Below are 21627 nucleotides of genomic sequence, written 5' to 3'. Positions count from 1 at the left end.
GAGGTGCTCCGCCCGCCAGCTGCGGTGTCTGCTGGTCAGGCACCGATAGGATGATCTTTAGCAAGGGATGTGCCAGAAGGCCAAGTGCTTGATTTGCAAGGGGAAGGGTTGATTTGCATTGTCGTGACGCAACAATGATGGCGGATATCGTCCACTATCTTTGACGCGGATGGACGAAAACGGCAGGCGGGGAAGGGCGGGGGCGTGCCCGGTCACGGCATGGCGTGGCCCGGGCGCGTGCGGTGCATCAGCTATGCTTGCTGTAGCAGGCGCGGCTGGGACGCAGGCGCATGCGCACGAGGGAAACGAGGAAGCTGAAGCCTGCCTGGTTCGGATCGATCACCGGCACATAGGTGTGCAGCGCGTCCTCCAGCAGGGCGGTGACGCGCGCGGCGACGCCAACAAAGCCTGTGCAACCGAGCAGGATGGACTGGGCACCGTCTTCCTGTACGGCCAGCATGGCGGCCTGGAAGGTTTTTTCGACCACCTTGTCCAGCTTGTCGAGGTCGCCGACGGGACAGTCGATGGAGCGGATGGAGGCGAAGCTGTCCTGCAAGCCGTAGGCCTGCATGTGGCCCTGCTGCATGGCGAGCGTGCTGGGCAGTATCGTCATGATCGACAGGCGCTCGCTGAGTGCCAGCGCGGTAAAGGCGGCTGGCGGGAAGCCGCCGAGGATGGGGATGTCGATCACTTCGCGCGCTGCTTCCACGCCGCACATGTCGAAGTCGCTGAGCCAGATGCCGTCGTGGCCTTCGCGTTCGATTTCTCTGGCCAGTTGTACCACCGGATAGCCGTTTTGCAGCCAGTCGAGGCGGTACTCGATGCAGTCGTGCCCGGTCGAAATGTTGCGCACGGACACTTCGACATCGGGCGGCATCACGGGCTGGACGGCGTCGAGCAGGTGCTGGTTGTAGGCGGCGGTGGCTACCGGCGCGACGATGCAGATGCGCAGCGGTTTCATGCGGCGCTCCCTGCTGCTGTGCTGGCATTGCCAGTGAGCGGCACATAGGGCCCCAGGTAGCCGATGGTGTTGAGCAGTTGCATGAAGCTGTTCAGTATCAGGCCGTTGCGTTCACGCAGTACCGGATTGGCTTCCAGGCCCAGCAGCGTCACCTTGCGCTGCAGCAGAGCCGGGTTGAGCGTGCCGTCAGGCAGCAGCAAGTCGCCATTCGAATACACGGCCTGGCCATCGCCCTCGACAAAGTAGCTGATGGTGTCGGGCGCCATGCAGATGGGGCTGCTGCGGCTGCTGTCCCAGACCAGCAGCGATTCGTTCTGGTACAGGACCGTACAGAGCCGGTCGCCCGCGCGGATGGTGATCTTCCCAAGGTCGAAGCCATTGCGCGATTCCGCTTCGGCAGCGACGAATGTACCCTGCGGAAACAGCGGCCGGGCGCGCACGTCGAATTGCAGCGCCAGATAGTTGACCAGTTCGTCAGCGCTGCGCAAGCGGCCTGCCTGCAGTTCGCGGCCCAGGCGCAGGGCACGCCCCAAGGTGCCGCGCACCGGCAGCGCGCGGGCCAGCTCTGCCGGTGCCATGATCCACATGGCCAGCCCGCCGAACTGCTTGAAATCGGCTTGCGAGACGATGGGGCGCATCATCTGGTCGATGATGGTTGCCACGTCCTGCCGTTGGGACTGAGCGCCGTTCTCGCCCTCGCTGGGTTCGACGTCGAGTTCCACGCGCAGTCCCGACTGGCTGACGAGGAAGGCCGGACGCGGACTGATCTGCGCAGCCGCATACGTCAGCTGAGGCAGCGAGGGTACGGCGCGGCCGGCGCCGTCGGCGTCGATCACCGCCAGCCCCAGGTGGGCGGCGACCAGGCAGGCGACGAGAAAACCCAGTGCTCCGCTTTCCGGCGGCGCCAGGTAGGACAGCGTGCGCTTTTCCCGCGCCAGGCGCTCCCTGACCGCGATTACGGCACCCACGGGCCCCTGCGGAAAGTGGGCGCCATTGATCGCCACGGGCGAACCCAGGTAAGCCACCATGACCGTATCGCCATCCGTCGCTTCGTCGACGCTGACCACGCGCACCTGGGCGCGCGGATAATAATCGCCGGCGTGGAACTGGGCCAGCAGGCTGCGCGCGGACGTGAGCGTGCCGCCGCCACCGCTGCCGAAGAAGCAAGCTCCCAGCAGCAGCGATTCAAGGTCATCGTGGTTCAACAGATAGCTCATGTTGCGTATCCTCAGGTTGGCATGGCATGGAAATGGCCTGCGCCAGGGTGGCCTGCAACTGCAGCGCCTGGGCAAACCGGGGGAGAGCCGTGTCAGGTTCCACGCTGCGCAAGGCGCGCGTGAGGTGCGCCAGTGCTTCGGGCCGGCGTCCGCGCTGCAGCAGCAGTTGCGCCAGGCGGGTCGCCACCAGCAGGCTGCCGGCCGCTGCGCCCAGCGCCTTGGCTGTCGACAGCGCACTGCCCAGCTCGCGTTCCGCGTTGTCCAGGTCGCCCACCGCGATCCACGTCCTGGCGTGCATGTCGAGCAGTTCGACCAGATAGGCCCGTTCGCCATGCTCCAGCGCCATTTCGATGGCGCCGTGCAGCAACTGCCGGGCTTGCAAAGGCTGGCCTGCCGACAGCAGCAGTTCGCCCCGCTTCCAGGCCTGGAATGAATGGAAGAGCATGCCGCCTTCACACAGCATGTAGTGCTGGTAGCCGTCGGCGATGCGCTGCTCGGTTTGCGCATGGGCGTTGCCCGGCGCCAGTGCGCAGGCGTGGAATATCTGGCCTACGCCAAGGTAGAATTGATAGCCATATTCGCTGGCGACGGTTTTCAGGTCCGCCGCCAGGTTGGCCAGTCTGGCCCAATCTTCGAACATGCAGGCCAGCCATGCGGCGCCCTGCAGCGCGATGACGCGGTGGAAGGGATGCGGGTTGTCGGCGCTGCCGCGCAAGATCAGTTGCTCCATCACCAGGCGCGCGCGCCGGAAGGCGCCGCCCTGGAAGTAGGACAGGCCTTCGAAGGTGGCGGACAACCCGGCGATATCCAGGCCCTGTCCCCCGGCTTCGGTCGATGCCGCGCCGCAGAGCAGGTGTCCGCGCTCCAGGCAGGCCAGCGTCTCGCGGTAGTCGCCGAGCCAGAACAGCGTGTTGGCCAGGGCCAGGTGGGCCTGGGACAGCAAGTCCGTGTCCCCTATCGCCTGCGCCCGCTGCAGCATGTCCTGCGCTGTTGCCCGGGCCGCCACCAGGTCCAGCGCCATCAGCTGCGAACTCCAGATGCCGAACCGCAGGGCGGTGATTTCCACCTCGTCGCCCAGCGCCGCCGCCTCCTGCAATGCCTGCTGATAGCAGGCGAGCGCTTCGGCGCTTTGCCATCCGCTGATGCCGCGGTGCGAGATGGCCAGCCAGCGGTGCAGGTCGCAGCTCAGGCGGCGCGCCGTGCCGGGGTGCGCATCGGCGGCCAGCAGCGTAAGGCCGCGGCGCAACACTTCGATGGCTTCCTTGAAGCGGGCCGCCTCGATCAGTGCGCGCCCCTCCAGCAGGCAAACGCGGGCGAAATTGCTGCGCTCCTCGTCGCCATGCAGGCGGCGTTCGATGACCTTGCGGTTGATACCCAGGTGGCGGGCAGCGATCGTCTTGTTGCCATCGGCAATGCGCATCGCATAGTCGATCAGCAATTGTTGCGCAGCAGCCAGCTTGTCATCTCCGTCCAGCCGCATGAGGGCTTCTGCCAGTAGTGTGTGATCGGTGTCCTCCGGTGTGCCCGCCGATAGAAAGGCTTCCAGGCTGTGGGCATCGATCAGCGCTGATTCTGCCAGTATCGACAGCCGTTCAATCAGGTTGCGCAGTTCGCGGATATGGCCGGGCCAGACATGCCGGCACAGGCGTTCCACGGCGGTGGCGGTGAAGCGGATGGGCCGCTTCTGCTGGCTGGCAAAGTGCGCGGCGAGGGCGGCGACGTCGCTGCGGCGCTGGTCCAGGCCCGGTACGTCGAGTTTCACTACCGCCAGCCGGTAATACAGGTCTTCGCGGAAACGGCCCGCTTGCACCATCGCGGCCAGGTCGCAGTGGGTGGCGGCCACGATGCGGCCGTTGAAAGGCTGGGTATCACCTCCGCCCAGCGGCCGGAAACAGCGCGATTCGAGCACGCGCAGCAGCTTGCTCTGTACCGCCAATGGCAGTTCGCCTATTTCATCGAGAAACAGCGTGCCTTGTCCCGCCTGGGCGAAAAAACCGGCGCGGCTGTTGAACGCTCCCGTAAACGCTCCTTTGGTATGGCCGAAGAGTTCCGCGTCGATCAAGTGTTCCGGCAAGGCGCCGCAGTTGAGATCGACAAATGGCGCACCGGGATCGCCGCTTTGCCGGTGCACGAGCTGGGCGATGATTTCCTTGCCGGAACCGGTGGGGCCGCTGATGAGCACTGTGCTGCGGGTCGGTGCGACCGCTTCGACCATGCGCAGCAGGCGCTGGAATATCGGGGCGCTGCCGATGATGTTCAGCCCGCCTCCGACGCTACCGCGGGGAATGGCGGCATGCACGGGAGCAATGGCGCCCGGACCGGGAAGAACGTAATGCGGCTGCCTCCCATGCTGTTGCAGCATAGACGTTTCGGACATGGTCGTCTCACTCCGGTGATTTCGCTCCGATCATGCAGGGCCGTGGTTCTGCCCGCGGCCTGCTGACGCGTACCATTGCTAAAGGAATCGCGCGTTCCGATTATGGTCGCTAATGAAACGGGGGATAGTCGCCAATTGTCACAATACAAAGATATTCATCGCTTGCATCATGCAAGTTGGCGGCCCGCAGCCAGGCGCAAGTTTTGGGGCCAGGCGCTCGCCCGCCGCAACTCACTGCGCTGCAGGCGGAGCATCCTTCAATTGCGCCAGATGTTGCTCGATGGCAAAGACATGCGGATCGCTCTTGCCCAGTTCGCGCAGGGCGCTGGCCAGGTGCAGCAGGTATTCGCTGTTCGGGCCACTGGGGCCGTTTGATCGGGCGATCTGGCGCGCGATGTCGAGTTCCGGCGCGGCACCGAGGAAGGCGGCGTTTTCCTCGTTGGCGATGTACACCAGGCCTTCGACCTTGCTGCCATCGTCGAAGGTGATGTCGGTGGCCAGGCGTAAATAGCCGTTCTTTTCGCGGTGGTCGAGGTGGGCGAAGACTTCGGGCGTGATCAGATAAGCCATGCCATCGCACACGGCGCCCGCCTGCGGCACGATGGTGGCAACCCGGCCCGGCGCCATCGGCGTGCCCCGATGGTCGTGCGATCCCTGCCAGAAGCGCCGTGTCCAGCCGGCGATGCTGGCGGGGCGGCGTTCAAGATAGGGAAAGTCGGCCTTGTAGATCAGCGAGCCGTAGCCGAACAGCCAGACCTGTGCATGGCCGTCGAATTTGTTCATGCGCTGGTTGATGGCGATGGTGGCGGCGTCGATGGCGGACAGGTCAGGCTGGGTCATGGTGCAAGCGGTGAGGGGGCGATGATGGATTATAAAGGTGCGCCAGCAGCGCCGCCCGCTGCCACGTTCCATTCGTGCGTCTCGACGAACTGGAACAGGAAGGCCATGAAGCTTTCGGCGGCCGGCGACAGCGAACGGCCCGTCTTCGTGTAGACGAAAAAGCGCCGCGTCAGTTCCGGCTCGTGCAGGGCGCGCATCTGCAGTTGGTACAGCTTGACCATCGGTTCCGCGTACGGCAGGCAGACCGTGATGCCGAGGTTGGCGCTGACCATGGCCAGCGCCGTCGTCATGAAGGTCACCTCGTTGTAGGGATTGAGCGACAGCTCGCGAAACGCGCCGTGCATGTCGCGCAGCAGGCGCTCCGTGAACTGGCCCTGCAGCGAAATGAACGGGTAGTCGCCCACGTCGGCCCAGGTGACTCGTTCTTTTTGTTGCAGCGGGTGCTGCTCGGGGAAGACCAGCACGAAGGGCATTTCGAACAGTACTTGCGCGGCAATTTCCGCCGTCGGGTCACGCTCGGGCCCGATGCCGAAATCGACTTCGCCGCTGAAGACGCGCGCCGACACGTTTTCTACGGGGCAATCGACCAGGCGCAGCTGCACGTCCGGATGGGCCTGGCGGTAGGCGGCGATGACTTCCGGCAGCAGGGTGCAGGCCATCATTTGCGGCGCGGCGATGCGCACCAGGCCCGTTTTCAGGGCCTTGCGCTGGGCGATGCCGGCCATGGCGCCATCGAGGTCCTCGATCATCTTTTCAAACAGCGGATACAGCTCGCGGCCGATTTCCGACAGCTGCGTCTTGCGCGTGCTGCGCTCGACCACGCGCACGCCCAGCACGCTTTCCAGTTCCTTGATCAAGCCGCTCAAGGCGGACTGGGTCACGTGCAGGTATTCGGCGGCCAGGGTGAAACTGCCGGTCTTGGCCAGCGCCACGAAGGCGCGCATCTGTCGCAGACTGGGACTCATAAGACAATCCGATAAATCAATGGTTAAAAATTGTTTGTATGATAGCTGTAACTCGATTCTAATGGTGAAAAGCTGAAAAACAGGCCAGCCATCGCGCCCAGGGCGCATCCATTGGAGACAAACACCATGAAAATCAAGCAAATCCACCACGTCGCCTACCGCTGCATCGACGCGAAGAAAACCGTCGAGTGGTACGTCAAGCATTTGAACATGAATTTCGTCCTCGCCATCGCCGAAGACCTGGTGCCGTCGACCAAGGCGCCGGACCCGTACATGCACGTCTTCCTCGACGCGGGCCAGGGCAATGTGCTGGCCTTCTTCGAGCTGCCGACGCAGCCGCCGATGGACCGCGACCGCAATACCCCGGCCTGGGTGCAGCACCTGGCGCTGGAAGTGGGCAGCATGGAGGAACTGCTGGCCGCCAAGGAGCGCCTGGTGGCTGCCGGCATCGAGGTACTGGGCCCCGTCAACCACGCCATCTTCCAGTCGATTTACTTCTTCGACCCGAACGGCCACCGTCTGGAACTGGCGGCCAACGTGGGCACGCCCGAGATGATGGCCAAACTGGACGCCGTCAAATGGGAAATGCTGGAAGAATGGTCGCAGACGCGCCGCGCACCGAAGCACGCCGCCTGGATGCACGCGCCGGCCGATGCCTGAGCGCCCCGGATCGGCAACCTCTCTGAAACAACCACCGAACAAGGAACACCATGAAATTCGCAACCCTGAAAAACGGCAGCCGCGATGGCGCCCTGATCCTCGTCAGCCGCGATCTGCGCCAGTACCAGCGCGTGGCCGCCATCGCCCCCACCCTGCAGGCGGCGCTCGACAACTGGGACGCCGTGGCGCCGAAACTGGAACAGGCCTACGCCGACTTGAATGCGGGCCAGGCGCCGGACGCGCAGCCGTTTGACGCCAATCTGTGCCACTCGCCGCTGCCGCGCGCCTACCAGTGGGCCGACGGTTCCGCCTACATCAACCATGTGGAACTGGTGCGCAAGGCGCGCAACGCGGAAGTGCCGGCCTCGTTCTACACGGACCCGCTGATGTACCAGGGCGGCTCGGACAGCTTCATCGGCCCGCGCGACCCGATCTTCGCCCTGTCGGAAGAGTGGGGCATCGACCTGGAAGCGGAAGTGGCCGTCGTCACGGGTGACGTGGCCATGGGCGCCAGCGTGGACGATGCGGCGCAAGCGATTCGCCTGGTGATGCTGGTCAACGATGTCTCGCTGCGCAACCTGATTCCGGGCGAATTGGCCAAGGGTTTCGGTTTCTTCCAGTCGAAGGCGGCCAGCGCGTTTTCGCCCGTCGCCATCACGCCCGATGAACTCGGTGCCGACTGGGCCGACAGCAAGCTGCATTTGCCGCTGCTGGTGGAGCTGAACGACAAACCGTTCGGCAAGCCGAATGCCGGCGAAGACATGACCTTCAATTTTGCGCAACTCGTCGCCCATGCGGCCAGGACGCGCGAACTGGGCGCCGGCAGCATCGTCGGCTCGGGCACCGTATCGAACAAGCAGGGCAACCTGTTCGGCTCCAGCATCGAGAACGGCGGCGTGGGCTATTGCTGCCTGGCCGAAGTGCGCATGTATGAAACCATCGAACATGGTGCACCGAAAACGGCGTACCTGCAGTTCGGCGACACGGTGCGCATCGAGATGCGCGACGCGGCCGGCGCCAGCATCTTCGGCAGCATCGAGCAGACGGTCGCGCTGTACGCCGGCCGCGCCTGAAAGGACGCCCCGCCATGAGCCTGAAGCTGTACACCTACTTTCGCAGTTCGGCGGCCTACCGCGTGCGCATTGCCTTGAATGTAAAGGGCATCGATTACGACAGCATCCCCGTGCATCTGCTGCAGGATGGCGGCCAGCAGTTGCTGCCGGCCTACCGCGCCGTGAATCCGTCGGCGCTGGTGCCGGCGCTCGATGACGATGGCGCCATCCTGACGCAGTCGCTGGCGATGCTCGAATACCTGGACGAAACGCGGCCGGCCGTGCCGCTGCTGCCGGGCGATGCGCTGGGACGCGCCCGCGTGCGCGCGCTGGCGCTGGCGATCGCCTGCGATGCGCATCCGCTGACGAATCTGCGCGTCCTGAAATACCTGAAAAACACCCTGGGCCTGTCGGACGAGGCCAAACAGGAGTGGTACCGCCACTGGATGGCCGAGGGACTGGCGGCCGTGGAAGCGCTGCTGGCGCAGGGCGACCCGGCCGGCACGGGCCTGTTCTGCCATGGCGACAGCCCGACGATGGCCGATTGCTGCCTGGTGCCGCAAGTGTTCAATGCGCAGCGTTTCGCCATCGACCTGGCGCCGTACCCGCGCGTGGCGCGCATCCACGCGCATTGTGCCGGCTTGCCGGCCTTTGCCGCCGCCCATCCATCGCGGCAGCCTGACGCCGAATAAGGCATCAGGTCAACAAGGGGAGCAGGTTCAGCTCCACTCAACCCTGTCCCGTCCGCCATGTTTGGCGCGGTACAGGGCCTGGTCGGCGCGGATCAGCAGATCGGTCATGTTGTCCGCTTCCCGCCTGGTTGCTGCGGTCGATTGCGGTGTGTTGCATGTCACGCCGATGCTGATGGTCAGGCTGACCAGTTGGCCGTCATCGCATTCCACGCGCAAGCTGGCTGCCGCCAGGCGCAGGCGCTCGGCCGCTTCCAGCGCCACTGGCAGCGGCGTCTCCGGCATCAGCAGCACGAATTCCTCGCCCCCGAAGCGCGCCGCCGTATCCATGCCCCGTGTGACGCTGCGCAGCACTTGCGCGACGGCAGCGATGGCGCGGTCACCCGCGTCGTGGCCATGGTCGTCATTGATGCGCTTGAAGTGGTCGATATCGATCATCAGCAGCGACAGCGTATGGCCGAAGCGTTGGGCGCGTTCAAGTTCCTCTGTCAGCCGCAGGGTCATCATGCGGCGGTTCCCCAGGCCCGTCAGCGGGTCGGTCGTGGCTTGCTGCTCCAGCCGGGAGTTGGCCACCAGCAGTTCCAGGGTGCGCTGCAAGACCCGTTCCTCGAGCATGTCGCGCTCCGCATGCAGCGCCGCCACGCTGGCGCGGCGGCTGCGCCGGGCCAGTAGCAGGGCCGTGATCAGCGCCGCTTGCAGCGCGATCAGCGACAGTCCGGCGATGATCTGCCAGTGATATTGCGCCCATACACCCTGTGGCCGGTTCAGGATGCGCGACTCGCCGGGCAGATTGCGCAAGCCGAAACGCTGTACCGCGGCATCGTCGAAGATAGTTGCCTGCATGCCATCCGGGTTGGGCGTTCTGCCCAGCAGAATGCGCGCAATGGTGCGCCCCACTTTCTCTCCGCTGATGACATAGCCGCCCACCACGCCGGGCAGTATCAGCGATTCCACGCTGGTGAAAATGGGCACGGCGCTGCGCGAGGCCAGGTCGCGCGCCATGGCGGGCGGCGTGGTGCGCTGCCCCAGTTCGTCGCGATACACGGGCAGCAGGTAGATGGCGCTGCCCGGTCCCAGCGTGCCGGTGCGGCGCCACAACTCTTCCTGGCTCAGGTGATCCCAGAAATCTGCCTTGAGACGGTCCTGGTAGGGCGCGATGGCGTCGCGGATGGCGGCGATCCACGCCTGGCCGCGTGCGCTGCCGTCGCCGACGACGGCGATATGGCGCAGTCCTGGCGTCACTTGCAGCATGATGGCGATGGCCTTGCCGAAATCGTGGCGCACATCGAGATTGATGCCGTCGGCAGGCGTCCAGTCCTGCCGTCCCTGATTCACATAGTAGCGCGGCACGCCGGGAAACAGCTGCGGATGCTGGCTCAGGAACTGGGCCGCCAGGTAGTTTTCCGTGATGATGGCGTCGAATTGCACCATCCTGTACTTGGTTTGCAGATAGGTTTCCAGCCCGGCGACGGCAGGCTGTTCGCCCACGCGCACGGAATCGAGCCGCTCCTCATAGATGCCGGGCGCGAGGTGCCAGTTCTCGTTGGCCAGTTCAGCGCTCATGCCCTTGTGGATCAGCGTTTGCCACTGCGAGGAGGCATCGCTGCCCAGCGAATACAGTACCAGCACTTGCCTTGGCGCAAAACGCGGTGCGCTGATCTCCGCCAGGTCTAGCGCATGGACGGGGGCGTTGCAACATAGCCATAGCAGAAAGCTCAGGCAGGTCAGGCGTAGCGCGGCGCGCAATCGGATGAGGTAGGGACGGGGCATGGACAGGGCAGTGTGTTGAGAACTTGCCCAGGCGCAATGAGCGTTAGTGGATCGAAGAAGCCGGTAGGCACTATATCTTGATGTGGCTCAATTCCCACGGAAACCAGTCTAGCATTGCCGGCCTCGATTGGCGCAGGTGGCGTGCAATTTTCGATACGCTTGTTGCGATATTGGTATTGCTGCGGAGTGTGGGAATGGTGCCCATTCAACAACGCAGGTGTATCGGTGCGCTACAATTTGCGTTTACCCAAATACTTCACGCCTCATGACCGCACCCACAGTTCCTGCCAGCATCACCGATGCCCTGTCCCTGGCGCATGTTTCCTGGCATCCCATCCTGCTGCGTGGCTTGCACGCGGTGATGGCGGCCGATCCCGCCTATCTGCCGACGCTGGCCGTCGACGATTATCTGCCCACGCAGGGCCGGCTGTTCGCCGCTTTTGCTCTGCCGCTGGCGCAGGTGCGCTACGTGCTGGTGGGCGAGGGGCCGTATCCGCGCGCCGACAGCGCTACGGGCGTGTGCTTCATGGATGGCGCTGTCGGCAGTCTGTGGTCGGCGACGGGGCTGTCGAAGCCCGTCAACCGCGCCACGTCCCTGCGCAACTTCATGAAGATGCTGCTGGTGGCCGATGGCCAGCTGCAAGGCGGTGACACGTCCGGCGCGGCCATGGCGCCCGTGGCGGCCGCCGCGCTGCAAGCCGGCAGCGGGGTGATCCAGACCCTGCCCGACTTGCAGCGCAAGATGACGCAGCAGGGTTTTTTGCTGCTCAACGCGGCGCTGGTGTTCCGTGCCCACGTGCCGCCCGTGCAGGATGCGCGCGGCTGGCTGCCTTTCCTGCAAGTGGTGCTGGAAGCGCTGGCGCAGCAGGGCGGGGCGGCCTTGCCGCAACTGGTGTTGTGGGGCAAGATTGCCGAGCTCATCAAACGCTTGCCGGTGGCGGCAATGCTGCCGCAGGTGACGGCGGAACATCCGTATAATCTGTCCTTTATCGGCAACAGCGACATGCAGGCCTTGTTTGGCCCGATGCAACTGTTGCGTGCTTGAGATTGAATTGGCGCCTGTCTGGCGGAAGTGCGGGGAATATGCAAATCAGTAATGTGGAAGAATTGAAGGCGTGGATAGCGGCGGGCGGCGTGCCCGACTATCTGTATTTCTGGGGCCACACGCCGGCGCAGCCGCAGGTGCCTGACAAAAGTTGCTTCAGCCAGTGGTTTCCGTCGCCGTTCAGTCTCGCTGGCGTGACGTATGCGACGGCCGAGCACTACATGATGGCGCAAAAGGCGGCCCTGTTTGGCGATACCTCGGTGCAGGCGCGCATCGTGGCGGCCGGGCGGCCGTCGGAAGTGAAGAAGCTGGGGCGCGAAGTGGCGAACTTTGACGCCAAGGTATGGGAAGCGGCGCGCGCCGGCATCGTCTTCGATGGCAACTTTGCCAAGTTCTCGCAAAAGGCTGCGCTGCGCAAGTTTCTGCTGGGAACGGGCGAGCGCGTCATCGTCGAAGCCAGTCCCGTCGACCGCATCTGGGGCGTGGGCCTGGCCTCGGACAATTCGCGCATCCTGGACCCCGCCACCTGGGACGGCTTGAACCTGCTCGGTTTCGAGTTGATGAAAGTGAGGAGCGCCTTGCGCGCTTGAGCCGTACTGTTGTTTTCCTGATGCCGCCGCGCCTGGCGCGGCCGGCCATGCCCCTGCCAGCCCTGTGGTCATCGAGGGGCGCTCTGACAAACCCCGCCGAATTTGTTATACTTGACTAAATCATTCAACTACTCAGGGTTTGAGAAGTTGAAAAGCCGCAATATTTTAAACTAGTTATTGAACAGTTGAGCCGAGGATGTATGCGTCTGACTACAAAAGGTCGTTTTGCCGTGACTGCAATGATCGATCTTGCCCTGCGCCAGGGCAAGGGGCCGGTCACCTTGTCCGGCATCAGCCAGCGGCAGTCGATTTCCCTGTCCTACCTGGAACAGCTGTTCGGCAAGTTGCGCCGGCATGAGATCGTCGAATCGATCCGTGGCCCGGGCGGCGGCTACAGCCTGGCGCGTCGTGCCGACAAAGTAACGGTGGCCGACATCATCATCGCCGTCGATGAGCCGCTGGACGCCACGCAGTGCGGCGGCAAGGAACATTGCCACGGCGCCGACGCGGCCACGGGTGCGCGCTGCATGACGCATGAGCTGTGGTCCACACTCAACGAAAAAATGGTCGATTATCTGGATTCTGTGTCGCTGCAGGACCTGGTCGACCAGCAGAGACAAAAGATTGCCGAGCAAAGCGTGATGGTGATGCACCGTAACCACGCCGCCCTCGGTTGAACAATACAAAATACTAAGTTGCTGATTGCATTGGAGTTATTGATGAACGCCCCTGAAAAAAACGTAGGCCAAGTGCACTTTGAAACCGCACCGCATTTTCCGATCTACATGGATTACTCGGCCACCACGCCGATCGATCCACGCGTCGCCGACAAGATGATTCCTTACCTGCGCGAGCAGTTCGGCAACCCGGCATCGCGCAGCCACATGTATGGCTGGACGGCGGAAAAAGCCGTGGAAGAGGCACGTGGTTACGTGGCGGCCCTGGTGAACGCCGATCCGCGCGAAATCATCTGGACTTCCGGCGCGACGGAAAGCAACAACCTGGCCATCAAGGGCGCGGCACAGTTCTACAAGACCAAGGGCAAGCACATCATCACCGTCAAGACCGAGCATAAATCGGTGCTCGACACAGTGCGCGAACTGGAACGCATCGGCTTCGAAGCGACCTATCTGGAACCGCAGGACAACGGCCTGATCACCGTCGAGCAGTTGGCCGCGGCCGTGCGCCCGGACACCATCCTCGTGTCGGTGATGCTGGTGAACAACGAAATCGGCGTGATCCAGCCGATCGACGAGATCGGCGTGTTCTGCCGCTCGAAAGGCATCATCTTCCATTGCGACGCCGCGCAAGCGACGGGCAAGGTCGTCATCGACCTGCAAAAGACCAAGGTCGACCTGATGACCTTCACGGCGCACAAAACCTACGGCCCGAAAGGCGTGGGCGCCCTGTATGTCTGCCGCAAGCCGCGCGTGCGCCTGGAAGCGCAGATGCACGGTGGCGGTCATGAGCGCGGCCTGCGTTCGGGCACCCTGCCGACGCACCAGATCGTCGGCATGGGCGAGTGCTTCCGCATCGCCAAGGAAGAAATGGACAGCGAAATCGGCCGCATCAAGGCCTTGCGCGACCGCCTGGCGAAGGGCTTGCAAGAGATCGAAGAAGTCTACATCAACGGCGACATGGAGCACCGCGTGCCGCACAACCTGAACGTCAGCTTCAACTACGTTGAAGGCGAGTCGCTGATCATGGCGATCAAGGATATCGCCGTGTCGTCCGGTTCGGCCTGCACCTCGGCCAGCCTGGAACCATCGTACGTGCTGCGCGCCCTGGGCCGCAGCGACGAACTGGCGCACAGCTCGATCCGCTTCACCATCGGCCGCTTCTCGACCGAGGAAGACATCGACTTCGCCGTGAACTTGCTGAAATCGAAAGTACACAAATTGCGTGAGCTGTCGCCGCTGTGGGACATGTTCAAGGAAGGGATCGACATCAACTCGATCCAATGGGCAGCCCACTAACCAACACCCTGGCCTCGTGAATGGGGCCGGCAAGAATATTTAAGGAGCATCAAAATGGCTTACTCGGACAAAGTACTCGATCACTACGAAAACCCGCGCAACGTGGGCGCTTTCGACAAGGGTGATGACACCATCGGCACCGGCATGGTGGGCGCGCCCGCCTGCGGCGACGTGATGAAACTGCAGATCAAGGTCGGCGCCGATGGCCTGATCGAAGACGCGAAATTCAAGACCTACGGCTGCGGTTCGGCCATCGCGTCGAGCTCGCTGGTGACCGAATGGGTCAAAGGTAAAACCCTGGACCAGGCACTGGCCATCAAGAATACGCAGATCGCCGAAGAACTGGCCCTGCCACCAGTGAAAATCCACTGCTCCATCCTGGCGGAAGACGCCATCAAGGCGGCAGTGCTGGATTACCAGACCCGCCATCCAGTAGCAGCTTAAACGTTGGCAGCCCGCCCCAGCCGCAAGGCCGGGGCAGTTGCGGAGAAATACATGATCACACTGACCGAAAAAGCGGCGAAACACATCAACCGTTATATCGAACGGCGCGGCAAGGGCATGGGCTTGCGCTTTGGCGTGCGCACCACAGGCTGCTCGGGCCTGGCTTACAAGCTCGAATATGTCGATGAAGTGGCGGCCGAAGACAGCGTTTTTGAGTCGCACGGCGTGAAAGTCTTCGTCGACCCGAAAAGCTTGCCTTACATCGACGGCACGGAACTCGATTTCGCGCGCGAAGGCTTGAACGAAGGCTTCAAGTTCCACAATCCGAACGAAAAAGACGCCTGCGGCTGCGGCGAGTCCTTCAGGATTTAAACAGCTGGCAAGACCCCGGTCGGTGCGCTGTACCCATCGATTGCGGTACAGCGACCACCGACCATTATGCAAAATCACTTCGAATTATTCCAGTTGCCGGCGCAGTTCGGGCTCGACATGAGCGCGCTCGACTCTGCCTACCGCGACGTGCAGGGCAAGGTCCACCCGGACCGCTTCATCAACGCCAGCAGCGCCGAGAAGCGCGTGGCGATGCAATGGGCCACGCGCGCCAATGAAGCCTATCAAACCCTGAAAAGCCCGCAAAAGCGCGCGCAATACCTGTGCGAACTGAATGGCGTCGATTTGCAGACGGAATCGAATACGGCCATGCCCGTCAGCTTCCTGATGCAGCAGATGGAATGGCGCGAAGAGCTGGGCGATGCGCGTGCAGGCAAGGATGCCGACGCGCTCGACGCCCTGGACCGCCAGTTGCGCGGTGAACGCAAGGCCTTGCTGGCCCAGGTGGCGGCCCAGCTCGACGCCGCCGACTATGTGAATGCCGCGCAAAGCGTGCGCGCCCTGATGTTCCTCGACAAATTCGGCGAGGAAGTCCGTTTTGCATACGAAGCCATGGAAGCCTGACTGCCCAAGCGCCAGTCCGGCGCGCGTCTTATAATGCGCGACAGGCATCAGCAGCACCACGCACAAAATTAATCGAGGCACGAATACAATGGCACTTCTGCAAATTTCCGAACCAGGCATGTCGACCGCGCCGCACCAGCACCGCCTGGCCGTCGGCATCGATCTGGGCACCACCAATTCCCTGGTCGCCACCGTCCGCAACAGCATTCCCGAGGTGCTCAATGACGAAGACGGGCGCTCCCTGCTGCCCTCCGTCGTGCGCTACCTGCCGAACGGCCATGCGAACATCGGCTACAAGGCCCTGTCCGCGCAAACCACCGACCCGAAGAACACCATCGTGTCCGTCAAGCGCTTCATGGGCCGTGGCCTGGCCGACATCGCCTACGCGGAAAACCTGCCCTACGACTTCCAGGATACGCCTGGCATGGTGCAGCTGAAAACCGTGGCCGGCGTGAAAAGCCCGGTCGAAGTGTCGGCGCAAATTCTCGCCACCCTGCGCCAGCGCGCGGAAGATTCCCTCGGTGACGACCTGGTCGGCGCCGTGATCACCGTGCCGGCCTACTTTGACGACGCGCAGCGCCAGGCGACGAAAGATGCGGCGCAACTGGCCGGCATCAATGTCTTGCGTCTGCTCAGCGAGCCGACGGCCGCCGCCATCGCGTATGGCCTCGACAACGCCTCCGAAGGCGTGTACGCCGTGTATGACCTCGGCGGCGGCACCTTCGACATCTCGATCCTGAAACTGAGCAAGGGTGTCTTTGAAGTCTTGTCCACGGGCGGCGACTCGGCCCTGGGCGGCGACGATTTCGACCGCCGCCTGTTCTGCTGGATCAGCGAGCACGCCAAGCTGGCGCCCCTGTCGGACGAAGACACGGCCATCCTGATGGTAAAAGCGCGCGAGATCAAGGAAACGCTGTCGACCAAGTCGGAAACGATGATCGATGCGGCCCTGAACTCGGGCGAAGAAATCCACTTGCGTATCACGGCGACGGAATTTGCAGCCATGACGCAGCACCTGGTGGGCAAGACCATGAACGCCATCAAGAAAGCCTTGCGCGACGCGAACGTGGATGCGGACGACGTCGACGGCGTGGTGATGGTCGGTGGCGCCACGCGCATGCCACACGTGCAGCGCGCCGTCAGCGAATTCTTCCACACGACGCCGCACGCGAATATCGACCCGGACAAAGTGGTGGCGCTGGGCGCCGCCATCCAGGCGAACTTGCTGGCTGGCAACCGTGCCGCCGGCGACGACTGGCTGCTGCTGGACGTGATCCCGCTGTCGTTGGGTATCGAGACCATGGGCGGCCTGGTGGAAAAAATTATCCCGCGCAATTCGACGATACCGTGCGCACGCGCGCAGGAATTCACGACATTTAAAGATGGCCAGACGGCGCTGGCCGTGCACGTGCTGCAGGGCGAGCGCGAACTGGTCAGCGATTGCCGCTCGCTGGCGCGCTTTGAATTGCGCGGCATTCCGCCGATGGTGGCGGGCGCCGCGCGCATCCGCATCACGTATCAGGTCGATGCGGATGGCTTGCTGTCGGTGTCGGCGCGCGAACTGCGCTCGGGCGTGGAAGCGTCGATCAGCGTCAAGCCTGCCTATGGCCTGGGCGACGACGACATCGCGCGCATGCTGCAGGATTCGTACACCTCGGCCGACACCGACATGGTGGCGCGCGCGCTGCGCGAAGAGCAGGTGGAAGCGGAACGCATCCTGCTGGCCACGCAGTCGGCGCTGGATGAAGACGGCGGCTTGCTCGACTCGCTTGAGCGCGCCACCGTGGATGGCTTGATGAACAAGGTGCGCGACGCCATTGCGCAATCGCAAAGCGGCGCCATCGACCACCAGGCTTTGAAGCTGGCAATCGAGGCGCTGGCCGACGGCACCGAGGATTTCGCCTCGCGCCGCATGGACCGCAGCGTGCGCAGTGCTCTGAAGGGCAAGTCCCTGGATCAAGTCGTATAAAACTAATTGAACAGCGCGCCGCCGATGCTGCGGCCGCGCTCCGAATGACAGACTGAAAGAAGAAACCATGCCACAAATCGTTATCCTGCCGCACGCCAAGCTTTGCCCGGACGGCGCCGTCATCGAAGCCCCGGCCGGCAAGTCCATCTGCGACATCTTGCTGGAAAACGACATCGACATCGAGCACGCCTGCGAAAAATCGTGCGCCTGCACCACTTGTCACGTGCTGGTGCGTGAAGGCATCGAATCGCTGAACGAGGCGACGGAACTGGAAGAAGACATGCTGGACAAGGCCTGGGGCCTGGAAGCCGTGTCGCGCCTGTCGTGCCAGTCCATCGTGGCCGACGCCGACCTCGTCGTCGAAATCCCGAAATACACGATCAACCAGGTCAGCGAAGGCAGTCACTAACATGAAATGGTCCGATATTCATGCGATCGCCGAAGCGCTGTACGACGCGCATCCGGACATCGACCCGCTGACCGTGCGTTTCACCGACCTGCATAACTGGGTGGTGGAACTGGACGGCTTCGACGACGACCATACGCGCGGCGGCGAAAAAGTGCTCGAAGCGATACAGATGGCGTGGATCGATGAAGCGCGCTAAGGGCGCGGCAGCTGCCGCCACCGTAGTCGCTGCGCCGAAAGACGTCATCACGGCCGCCAGCAACATGCCCGAGATCAAGGATGGCCAGTCGGTCGCCTTGCTGCAGGAATTGCATATCCTGACGCGCGACGGCAAGATGAACCAGGACAGCCGCCGCAAGCTCAAGCAGGTGTACCACCTGACGCAGTTCATCGAGCCGCTGTTGCGCGAAGTACAGCTCGACCACCCTGGCGTCTCCTTGGTCGACCATGGGGCCGGCAAGTCCTACCTGGGCTTCATCCTGTACGACCTGTTCTTCAAGAACGGCAACGACGGTTCGCACATCTACGGCATCGAGACGCGCGAAGAGCTGGTGCAGCGCTCGCAAGAGCTGGCCAAAAAATTCAAGTTCCCCGGCATGTCCTTCCTGCCCCTGTCCGTGGCCGAATCGACGGAGTCGAGCTTGCTGCCGCAGCAGATCGACATCGTCACGGCCTTGCATGCGTGCAACACGGCCACCGATGACGCGATTCACTTCGCCCTGAAGAAGAAGGCGAAATTCATGGTGCTGGTGCCGTGCTGCCAGGCCGAAGTCGCGTCTGTCTTGAAGAAAAACAAGGGCAAGAGCCTGGGCAAGAGTGCCTTGACGGAATTGTGGCGCCACCCGCTGCACACGCGCGAGTTCGGCAGCCAGATCACCAACGTGCTGCGCTGTCTGCAGCTGGAAGCGCACGGCTACCAGGTCAGCGTGACGGAACTGGTGGGCTGGGAGCATTCGATGAAGAATGAACTGATCATCGCCAGCTACAAGAACTTGCCGCGCCAGCGTCCGACGGAGCGCCTGCAGGAAGTGCTGCAGACGCTGGGCCTGGAAGAGATGGGCCACCGCTTCTTTGCTGAGGAATTGGCCAAGGCCGGCGCATAAGTCATTGGTGATGGCAAACGAGGGGAGGAGCGGGTCGGTTACAATACCGGCTTTCTCCTCCTCTTGCTTTTTGCGCCTCCCCATGACCACACCACACGAAATGCCCACCGTCCGCCTGGCCAAGCGCCTGTCTGAAGACGTACCCTGTTCGCGCCGCGAGGCCGAACTGTATATCGAGGGCGGCTGGGTCACGGTCGATGGCGTGCTGGTGGAAGAGTCGGGCGCGCGCGTGGCCGACAATCAGGCAGTGGTGCTGCTGCCGAATGCGACGCTGGAAGAAATGCCGCCCGTGACGATCCTGCTGCACAAGCCGGCCGGCATCAACGGCGGCGTGGGCAGCGAAGGCAAGCCGGCCCTGGCCTGTTTGCGTCCCGAAGAGTTGTTCACCCCCGAAAACGTGCTGCCCAGCGCCGTCACGCGCTTCCTCAAGCGTCACCTGATCGGCCTGACCATTACTAATCCGCTCGACACCATGGCTTCCGGCCTGCTGGTGTTCACGCAAGATTTCCGCGTCGCCCGCAAGCTGGTCGACGAAGCGAAAACGGTGGAGCAGGAATTCATCGTGGAAGTGTCGGGCGATATCGCGGAAAACGGCCTGGCGCTGCTGAATCACGGCTTGCCTTTCAATGGCAAGCCTTTGCCGCCGATCAAGGTCAGCTGGCAGAACGAAACGCGCCTGCGCTTCGCCCTGAAAAACGTGCAGCCAGGCCAGATCGCCCACATGTGCAAAATGGTGGGGCTGGACGTGGTCGCCATGAAGCGCTTGCGCATCGGCCGCATCCCGATGGGCGCCATGCCGTCAGGTCAGTGGCGCTATCTGCAGGGTTACGAGCGGTTTTAAAGCTGCGGCGCCACGATGGCGTGGCTTTCCGCAAAGCTTTTCCATAGCCGTTCTGCAATATTCAAGGCGATGGTATCGGCCTTCTCTTGCAGGGCCGGGTTGCCCATGCTCTCGGTCGTGGCGAAGAACAGGGTCAGCCAGCGGCGGAACATGCACGGTGTCAAGTGTTCCATTTTCGCGTGCTGGGCCAGCGGCTTGCCGTGGTAGCGCATGGTGCCACGCAGCAAGCCTGACCAGAAATCGACCAGTGTTGCCAGATGGGCATCCCAATCCTTGACCTCGGCGGCAAAGATGGGGCCCAGCATGGCGTCATCGCGCGCGGCCGCATAAAAGGTGTGGACGAGATGCTTGACGTCGTCTTCGCTGCAGACTTCCTCGCGGTAGGGCTCGAAGCGTGTGTGGGGGAGGGGGCGGTATTATTCATGGCATGCCATGATCGCAGAGCCCCCGTGGCGCTTCAATGACCCAGGTCAAGCCGCGTAAAAACTCAGGCGGCGACTTTCTTCGACTTCTTCGCCGGGGCGGGCAGTTGCACGATCTGCGTGCCCGCCAGCTTGTCGTGCAGGAATTGTCCATTGCCCGTCAACAGGGCCGTGGCTGACCAGGCCAGGATGCCCACGCCGATGGCGCCCAGGGCAGTCCAGTGCTGCAAATCGAATGCATACGACACCAGCAGGGCTGGCAGCAGCCACATCCATGACAGGATGTAGCGGAAGGCGGCCACGCGCAGCGGCACGTGGGTGTGGCCTGGCAGAACGACTTTCAGGCGCCAGGTCTTCATGGCCAGGGTTTGCCCTTCGCGGCTCCATTGATGGATGAAATACGCCCCCATGACGAGGAAGGCCAGGCACTGGCGCATGTGTTCCGTCAACGGTGTATGCGCGCCCTGCACGGCCAGCTCAAACAGCAGGAAAGGCAAAAACAGCACGGCCAGGGCCAGCAGCGACTCGTACACCATGGAAATCAGGCGGCGCTTGATCGTGGGATGGGAAGTGATGCTGGCGGCGGGCGTGCTATTGGTGCTATTTGGCATTGGTTGGCAGTGGGGCAGGCGTGGCAGGTGGCGTGACAGGCACGGTGGCGGGGGCCGCGACCGCGGCTGGGTCGTTGGCCGGCACTGCCGTCGCTGCGGGAGCGGGCGGCAGGACGGGCGCGGCCGGGGCCAGGATCACGGCTGGCTTGCTGGTGTTCGAATTGATCGCCGGCACTTTCTCCAGCGGCTTTTTCGGCACCAGTTCCGTTGCCAGCTTTTTCTTTTGATCTTCCGGCAATTGCTGGTACTGCTCCCACTGCGCGGTTTTTTGGCCAGGATCAATCTTCTTCGTGCGTGTATAGTTTTCGCGCACCAGGCGGCGCTGTTCCGGCGTCAGCTTGACCCATACACGCATGCGTTCATGCACGCGGCTTTGTTCGTCGGGCAACATGGAGGCAAAGCGGCTGGCGATATCGAGCCATTTTTGCTTGCGCAGCGGTTCCAGCTTGTTCCATTCGCCCGCCAGCGGCTGCAGGGCTTCCTGCTGCGCGTGCGACAGCTTGTTCCAGGACGGGTTGTCGCTGGCCTTGGGTGGCGTGCCACCCTTGCCGGCCGTGCGGGCCGAGCCGGGCTTGACGGCTGGCGCCGGCGCCACCACGGGCGCCGCCACCACGGCAGGGGTCGCGGGCGCAGGATGTTGTTGCGCGCCTACCCATGCGGCGCCAGCCAGGGCGCAGGCACCCAGGCCGATGCCGCCCACCAGCCAGCCTTTGCGTACGCTCAAGCGTGCCATGC

The 21627-nt window shown here is 63.2% G+C and carries 23 protein-coding genes and 1 pseudogene; 15 read left to right on the top strand and 9 right to left on the bottom strand.

Annotated features, from left to right (window positions below):
• Window positions 1-247 precede the first annotated feature (247 nt).
• The 5 genes from CNX70_RS21105 to CNX70_RS21085 form a co-directional block, all read right to left on the bottom strand.
• Entirely contained in the window at window positions 248-961 is a 714-nt protein-coding gene (locus CNX70_RS21105; RefSeq protein ID WP_096236729.1) for an aspartate/glutamate racemase family protein, read from the bottom strand.
• Window positions 958-2178: a DUF917 domain-containing protein gene (locus tag CNX70_RS21100; protein ID WP_096236727.1), complete on the bottom strand. Its 1221-nt coding sequence runs from the start codon at window positions 2176-2178 to the stop codon at window positions 958-960. Before CNX70_RS21100 ends, CNX70_RS21105 begins: the two co-directional genes overlap by 4 nt.
• Window positions 2153-4555: a sigma-54-dependent transcriptional regulator gene (locus CNX70_RS21095; protein WP_244198895.1), complete on the bottom strand. Its 2403-nt coding sequence runs from the start codon at window positions 4553-4555 to the stop codon at window positions 2153-2155. Before CNX70_RS21095 ends, CNX70_RS21100 begins: the two co-directional genes overlap by 26 nt.
• A 231-nt stretch (window positions 4556-4786) precedes the next feature.
• Window positions 4787-5371, bottom strand: a complete 585-nt coding sequence (locus CNX70_RS21090) for a gamma-glutamylcyclotransferase (protein ID WP_096238595.1) — start codon at window positions 5369-5371, stop codon at window positions 4787-4789.
• Between the two features lie 53 nt (window positions 5372-5424).
• Entirely contained in the window at window positions 5425-6360 is a 936-nt protein-coding gene (locus tag CNX70_RS21085) for a LysR family transcriptional regulator (RefSeq protein ID WP_096236723.1), read from the bottom strand.
• A 126-nt stretch (window positions 6361-6486) separates the two neighbouring features.
• Here CNX70_RS21085 and CNX70_RS21080 point away from each other — a divergent pair, with 126 nt between their 5' ends.
• The 3 genes from CNX70_RS21080 to maiA are packed head-to-tail and all read left to right on the top strand — an operon-like array spanning window position 6487 to window position 8764.
• On the top strand, window positions 6487-7020 hold the full coding sequence (locus CNX70_RS21080) for a VOC family protein (protein WP_070311278.1): 534 nt from the start codon (window positions 6487-6489) through the stop codon (window positions 7018-7020).
• 50 nt (window positions 7021-7070) lie between these two features.
• Window positions 7071-8093: a fumarylacetoacetate hydrolase family protein gene (locus CNX70_RS21075; RefSeq protein WP_096236721.1), complete on the top strand. Its 1023-nt coding sequence runs from the start codon at window positions 7071-7073 to the stop codon at window positions 8091-8093.
• Window positions 8094-8113: 20 nt separating this feature from the next.
• On the top strand, window positions 8114-8764 hold the full coding sequence (maiA, locus tag CNX70_RS21070; protein WP_096238594.1) for a maleylacetoacetate isomerase: 651 nt from the start codon (window positions 8114-8116) through the stop codon (window positions 8762-8764).
• A 27-nt stretch (window positions 8765-8791) separates the two neighbouring features.
• On the opposite strand, the gene CNX70_RS21065 is transcribed toward maiA, so the two are convergent.
• Entirely contained in the window at window positions 8792-10531 is a 1740-nt protein-coding gene (locus CNX70_RS21065) for a GGDEF domain-containing protein (protein WP_244198894.1), read from the bottom strand.
• A 265-nt stretch (window positions 10532-10796) separates the two neighbouring features.
• Between CNX70_RS21065 and CNX70_RS21060 the strand changes: the two genes are divergently transcribed.
• The 12 genes from CNX70_RS21060 to CNX70_RS21005 all read left to right on the top strand — a co-directional run bounded on the left by CNX70_RS21060 (window position 10797) and on the right by CNX70_RS21005 (window position 19859).
• Window positions 10797-11576, top strand: coding sequence for a uracil-DNA glycosylase family protein (locus CNX70_RS21060; protein WP_096236719.1), 780 nt, complete (start codon window positions 10797-10799; stop codon window positions 11574-11576).
• 38 nt (window positions 11577-11614) lie between these two features.
• On the top strand, window positions 11615-12166 hold the full coding sequence (locus tag CNX70_RS21055; protein WP_096236717.1) for a riboflavin biosynthesis intermediates N-glycosidase: 552 nt from the start codon (window positions 11615-11617) through the stop codon (window positions 12164-12166).
• A gap of 200 nt (window positions 12167-12366) precedes the next feature.
• Window positions 12367-12843: a Fe-S cluster assembly transcriptional regulator IscR gene (gene iscR / locus CNX70_RS21050; RefSeq protein ID WP_034779566.1), complete on the top strand. Its 477-nt coding sequence runs from the start codon at window positions 12367-12369 to the stop codon at window positions 12841-12843.
• Window positions 12844-12885: 42 nt separating this feature from the next.
• Window positions 12886-14142 (top strand): IscS subfamily cysteine desulfurase, encoded by a 1257-nt coding sequence (locus CNX70_RS21045; RefSeq protein ID WP_096236715.1) that lies wholly within the window; start codon window positions 12886-12888, stop codon window positions 14140-14142.
• A gap of 54 nt (window positions 14143-14196) precedes the next feature.
• Window positions 14197-14586 (top strand): Fe-S cluster assembly scaffold IscU, encoded by a 390-nt coding sequence (iscU, locus tag CNX70_RS21040; protein WP_010399775.1) that lies wholly within the window; start codon window positions 14197-14199, stop codon window positions 14584-14586.
• A gap of 51 nt (window positions 14587-14637) precedes the next feature.
• Window positions 14638-14958, top strand: a complete 321-nt coding sequence (iscA, locus tag CNX70_RS21035) for an iron-sulfur cluster assembly protein IscA (RefSeq protein ID WP_010399774.1) — start codon at window positions 14638-14640, stop codon at window positions 14956-14958.
• Between the two features lie 66 nt (window positions 14959-15024).
• Window positions 15025-15540: a Fe-S protein assembly co-chaperone HscB gene (gene hscB / locus CNX70_RS21030; protein ID WP_096236713.1), complete on the top strand. Its 516-nt coding sequence runs from the start codon at window positions 15025-15027 to the stop codon at window positions 15538-15540.
• Between the two features lie 88 nt (window positions 15541-15628).
• Window positions 15629-17509, top strand: coding sequence for a Fe-S protein assembly chaperone HscA (gene hscA / locus CNX70_RS21025; RefSeq protein WP_096236711.1), 1881 nt, complete (start codon window positions 15629-15631; stop codon window positions 17507-17509).
• 67 nt (window positions 17510-17576) lie between these two features.
• Window positions 17577-17918: an ISC system 2Fe-2S type ferredoxin gene (gene fdx, locus CNX70_RS21020; protein ID WP_035820570.1), complete on the top strand. Its 342-nt coding sequence runs from the start codon at window positions 17577-17579 to the stop codon at window positions 17916-17918.
• A 1-nt stretch (window position 17919) separates the two neighbouring features.
• Window positions 17920-18114 carry a Fe-S cluster assembly protein IscX gene (gene iscX, locus CNX70_RS21015; protein ID WP_071076333.1) on the top strand — a complete coding sequence of 65 codons (195 nt, stop codon included), beginning with the start codon at window positions 17920-17922 and terminating at the stop codon, window positions 18112-18114.
• Window positions 18101-19018 carry a class I SAM-dependent methyltransferase gene (locus CNX70_RS21010; protein ID WP_096236709.1) on the top strand — a complete coding sequence of 306 codons (918 nt, stop codon included), beginning with the start codon at window positions 18101-18103 and terminating at the stop codon, window positions 19016-19018. Before iscX ends, CNX70_RS21010 begins: the two co-directional genes overlap by 14 nt.
• Window positions 19019-19100: 82 nt before the next feature.
• Complete coding sequence (locus CNX70_RS21005) at window positions 19101-19859, top strand: rRNA pseudouridine synthase (RefSeq protein WP_096236708.1); 759 nt, start codon at window positions 19101-19103, stop codon at window positions 19857-19859.
• Here CNX70_RS21005 and CNX70_RS21000 read toward each other — a convergent pair.
• The 3 genes and pseudogenes from CNX70_RS21000 to CNX70_RS20990 all read right to left on the bottom strand — a co-directional run.
• Window positions 19856-20221: pseudogene (locus CNX70_RS21000) on the bottom strand (group III truncated hemoglobin); the annotation flags it as partial. The gene CNX70_RS21005 and the pseudogene CNX70_RS21000 overlap by 4 nt on opposite strands.
• Before the next feature lie 125 nt (window positions 20222-20346).
• Window positions 20347-20892, bottom strand: coding sequence for an RDD family protein (locus tag CNX70_RS20995; RefSeq protein ID WP_096236707.1), 546 nt, complete (start codon window positions 20890-20892; stop codon window positions 20347-20349).
• Complete coding sequence (locus tag CNX70_RS20990) at window positions 20882-21625, bottom strand: DUF3106 domain-containing protein (RefSeq protein WP_096236706.1); 744 nt, start codon at window positions 21623-21625, stop codon at window positions 20882-20884. The genes CNX70_RS20995 and CNX70_RS20990 overlap by 11 nt, the downstream gene beginning before the upstream one ends.
• Window positions 21626-21627 lie beyond the last annotated feature (2 nt).

The sequence above is a fragment of the Janthinobacterium svalbardense genome, from assembly GCF_002327145.1.
GTDB lineage: Bacteria > Pseudomonadota > Gammaproteobacteria > Burkholderiales > Burkholderiaceae_D > Janthinobacterium > Janthinobacterium tructae.
The sequence above is the reverse complement of the archived record's forward strand: the minus strand, read 5'-3'. Positions and strand labels throughout refer to the sequence as shown.

Coding starts and splice junctions, on each gene's coding strand:
- iscU (WP_010399775.1), top strand. CDS start 14,197: ATGGCTTACTCGGACAAAGTACTCGATCACTACGAAAACCCGCGCAAC.
- CNX70_RS20995 (WP_096236707.1), bottom strand. CDS start 20,892: ATGCCAAATAGCACCAATAGCACGCCCGCCGCCAGCATCACTTCCCAT.
- fdx (WP_035820570.1), top strand. CDS start 17,577: ATGCCACAAATCGTTATCCTGCCGCACGCCAAGCTTTGCCCGGACGGC.
- hscA (WP_096236711.1), top strand. CDS start 15,629: ATGGCACTTCTGCAAATTTCCGAACCAGGCATGTCGACCGCGCCGCAC.
- CNX70_RS21085 (WP_096236723.1), bottom strand. CDS start 6,360: ATGAGTCCCAGTCTGCGACAGATGCGCGCCTTCGTGGCGCTGGCCAAG.
- CNX70_RS20990 (WP_096236706.1), bottom strand. CDS start 21,625: ATGGCACGCTTGAGCGTACGCAAAGGCTGGCTGGTGGGCGGCATCGGC.
- CNX70_RS21105 (WP_096236729.1), bottom strand. CDS start 961: ATGAAACCGCTGCGCATCTGCATCGTCGCGCCGGTAGCCACCGCCGCC.
- CNX70_RS21045 (WP_096236715.1), top strand. CDS start 12,886: ATGAACGCCCCTGAAAAAAACGTAGGCCAAGTGCACTTTGAAACCGCA.
- iscA (WP_010399774.1), top strand. CDS start 14,638: ATGATCACACTGACCGAAAAAGCGGCGAAACACATCAACCGTTATATC.
- CNX70_RS21100 (WP_096236727.1), bottom strand. CDS start 2,178: ATGAGCTATCTGTTGAACCACGATGACCTTGAATCGCTGCTGCTGGGA.
- CNX70_RS21080 (WP_070311278.1), top strand. CDS start 6,487: ATGAAAATCAAGCAAATCCACCACGTCGCCTACCGCTGCATCGACGCG.
- hscB (WP_096236713.1), top strand. CDS start 15,025: ATGCAAAATCACTTCGAATTATTCCAGTTGCCGGCGCAGTTCGGGCTC.
- CNX70_RS21005 (WP_096236708.1), top strand. CDS start 19,101: ATGACCACACCACACGAAATGCCCACCGTCCGCCTGGCCAAGCGCCTG.
- CNX70_RS21060 (WP_096236719.1), top strand. CDS start 10,797: ATGACCGCACCCACAGTTCCTGCCAGCATCACCGATGCCCTGTCCCTG.
- iscR (WP_034779566.1), top strand. CDS start 12,367: ATGCGTCTGACTACAAAAGGTCGTTTTGCCGTGACTGCAATGATCGAT.
- CNX70_RS21095 (WP_244198895.1), bottom strand. CDS start 4,555: ATGTCCGAAACGTCTATGCTGCAACAGCATGGGAGGCAGCCGCATTAC.
- CNX70_RS21065 (WP_244198894.1), bottom strand. CDS start 10,531: ATGCCCCGTCCCTACCTCATCCGATTGCGCGCCGCGCTACGCCTGACC.
- CNX70_RS21055 (WP_096236717.1), top strand. CDS start 11,615: ATGCAAATCAGTAATGTGGAAGAATTGAAGGCGTGGATAGCGGCGGGC.
- iscX (WP_071076333.1), top strand. CDS start 17,920: ATGAAATGGTCCGATATTCATGCGATCGCCGAAGCGCTGTACGACGCG.
- CNX70_RS21075 (WP_096236721.1), top strand. CDS start 7,071: ATGAAATTCGCAACCCTGAAAAACGGCAGCCGCGATGGCGCCCTGATC.
- CNX70_RS21010 (WP_096236709.1), top strand. CDS start 18,101: ATGAAGCGCGCTAAGGGCGCGGCAGCTGCCGCCACCGTAGTCGCTGCG.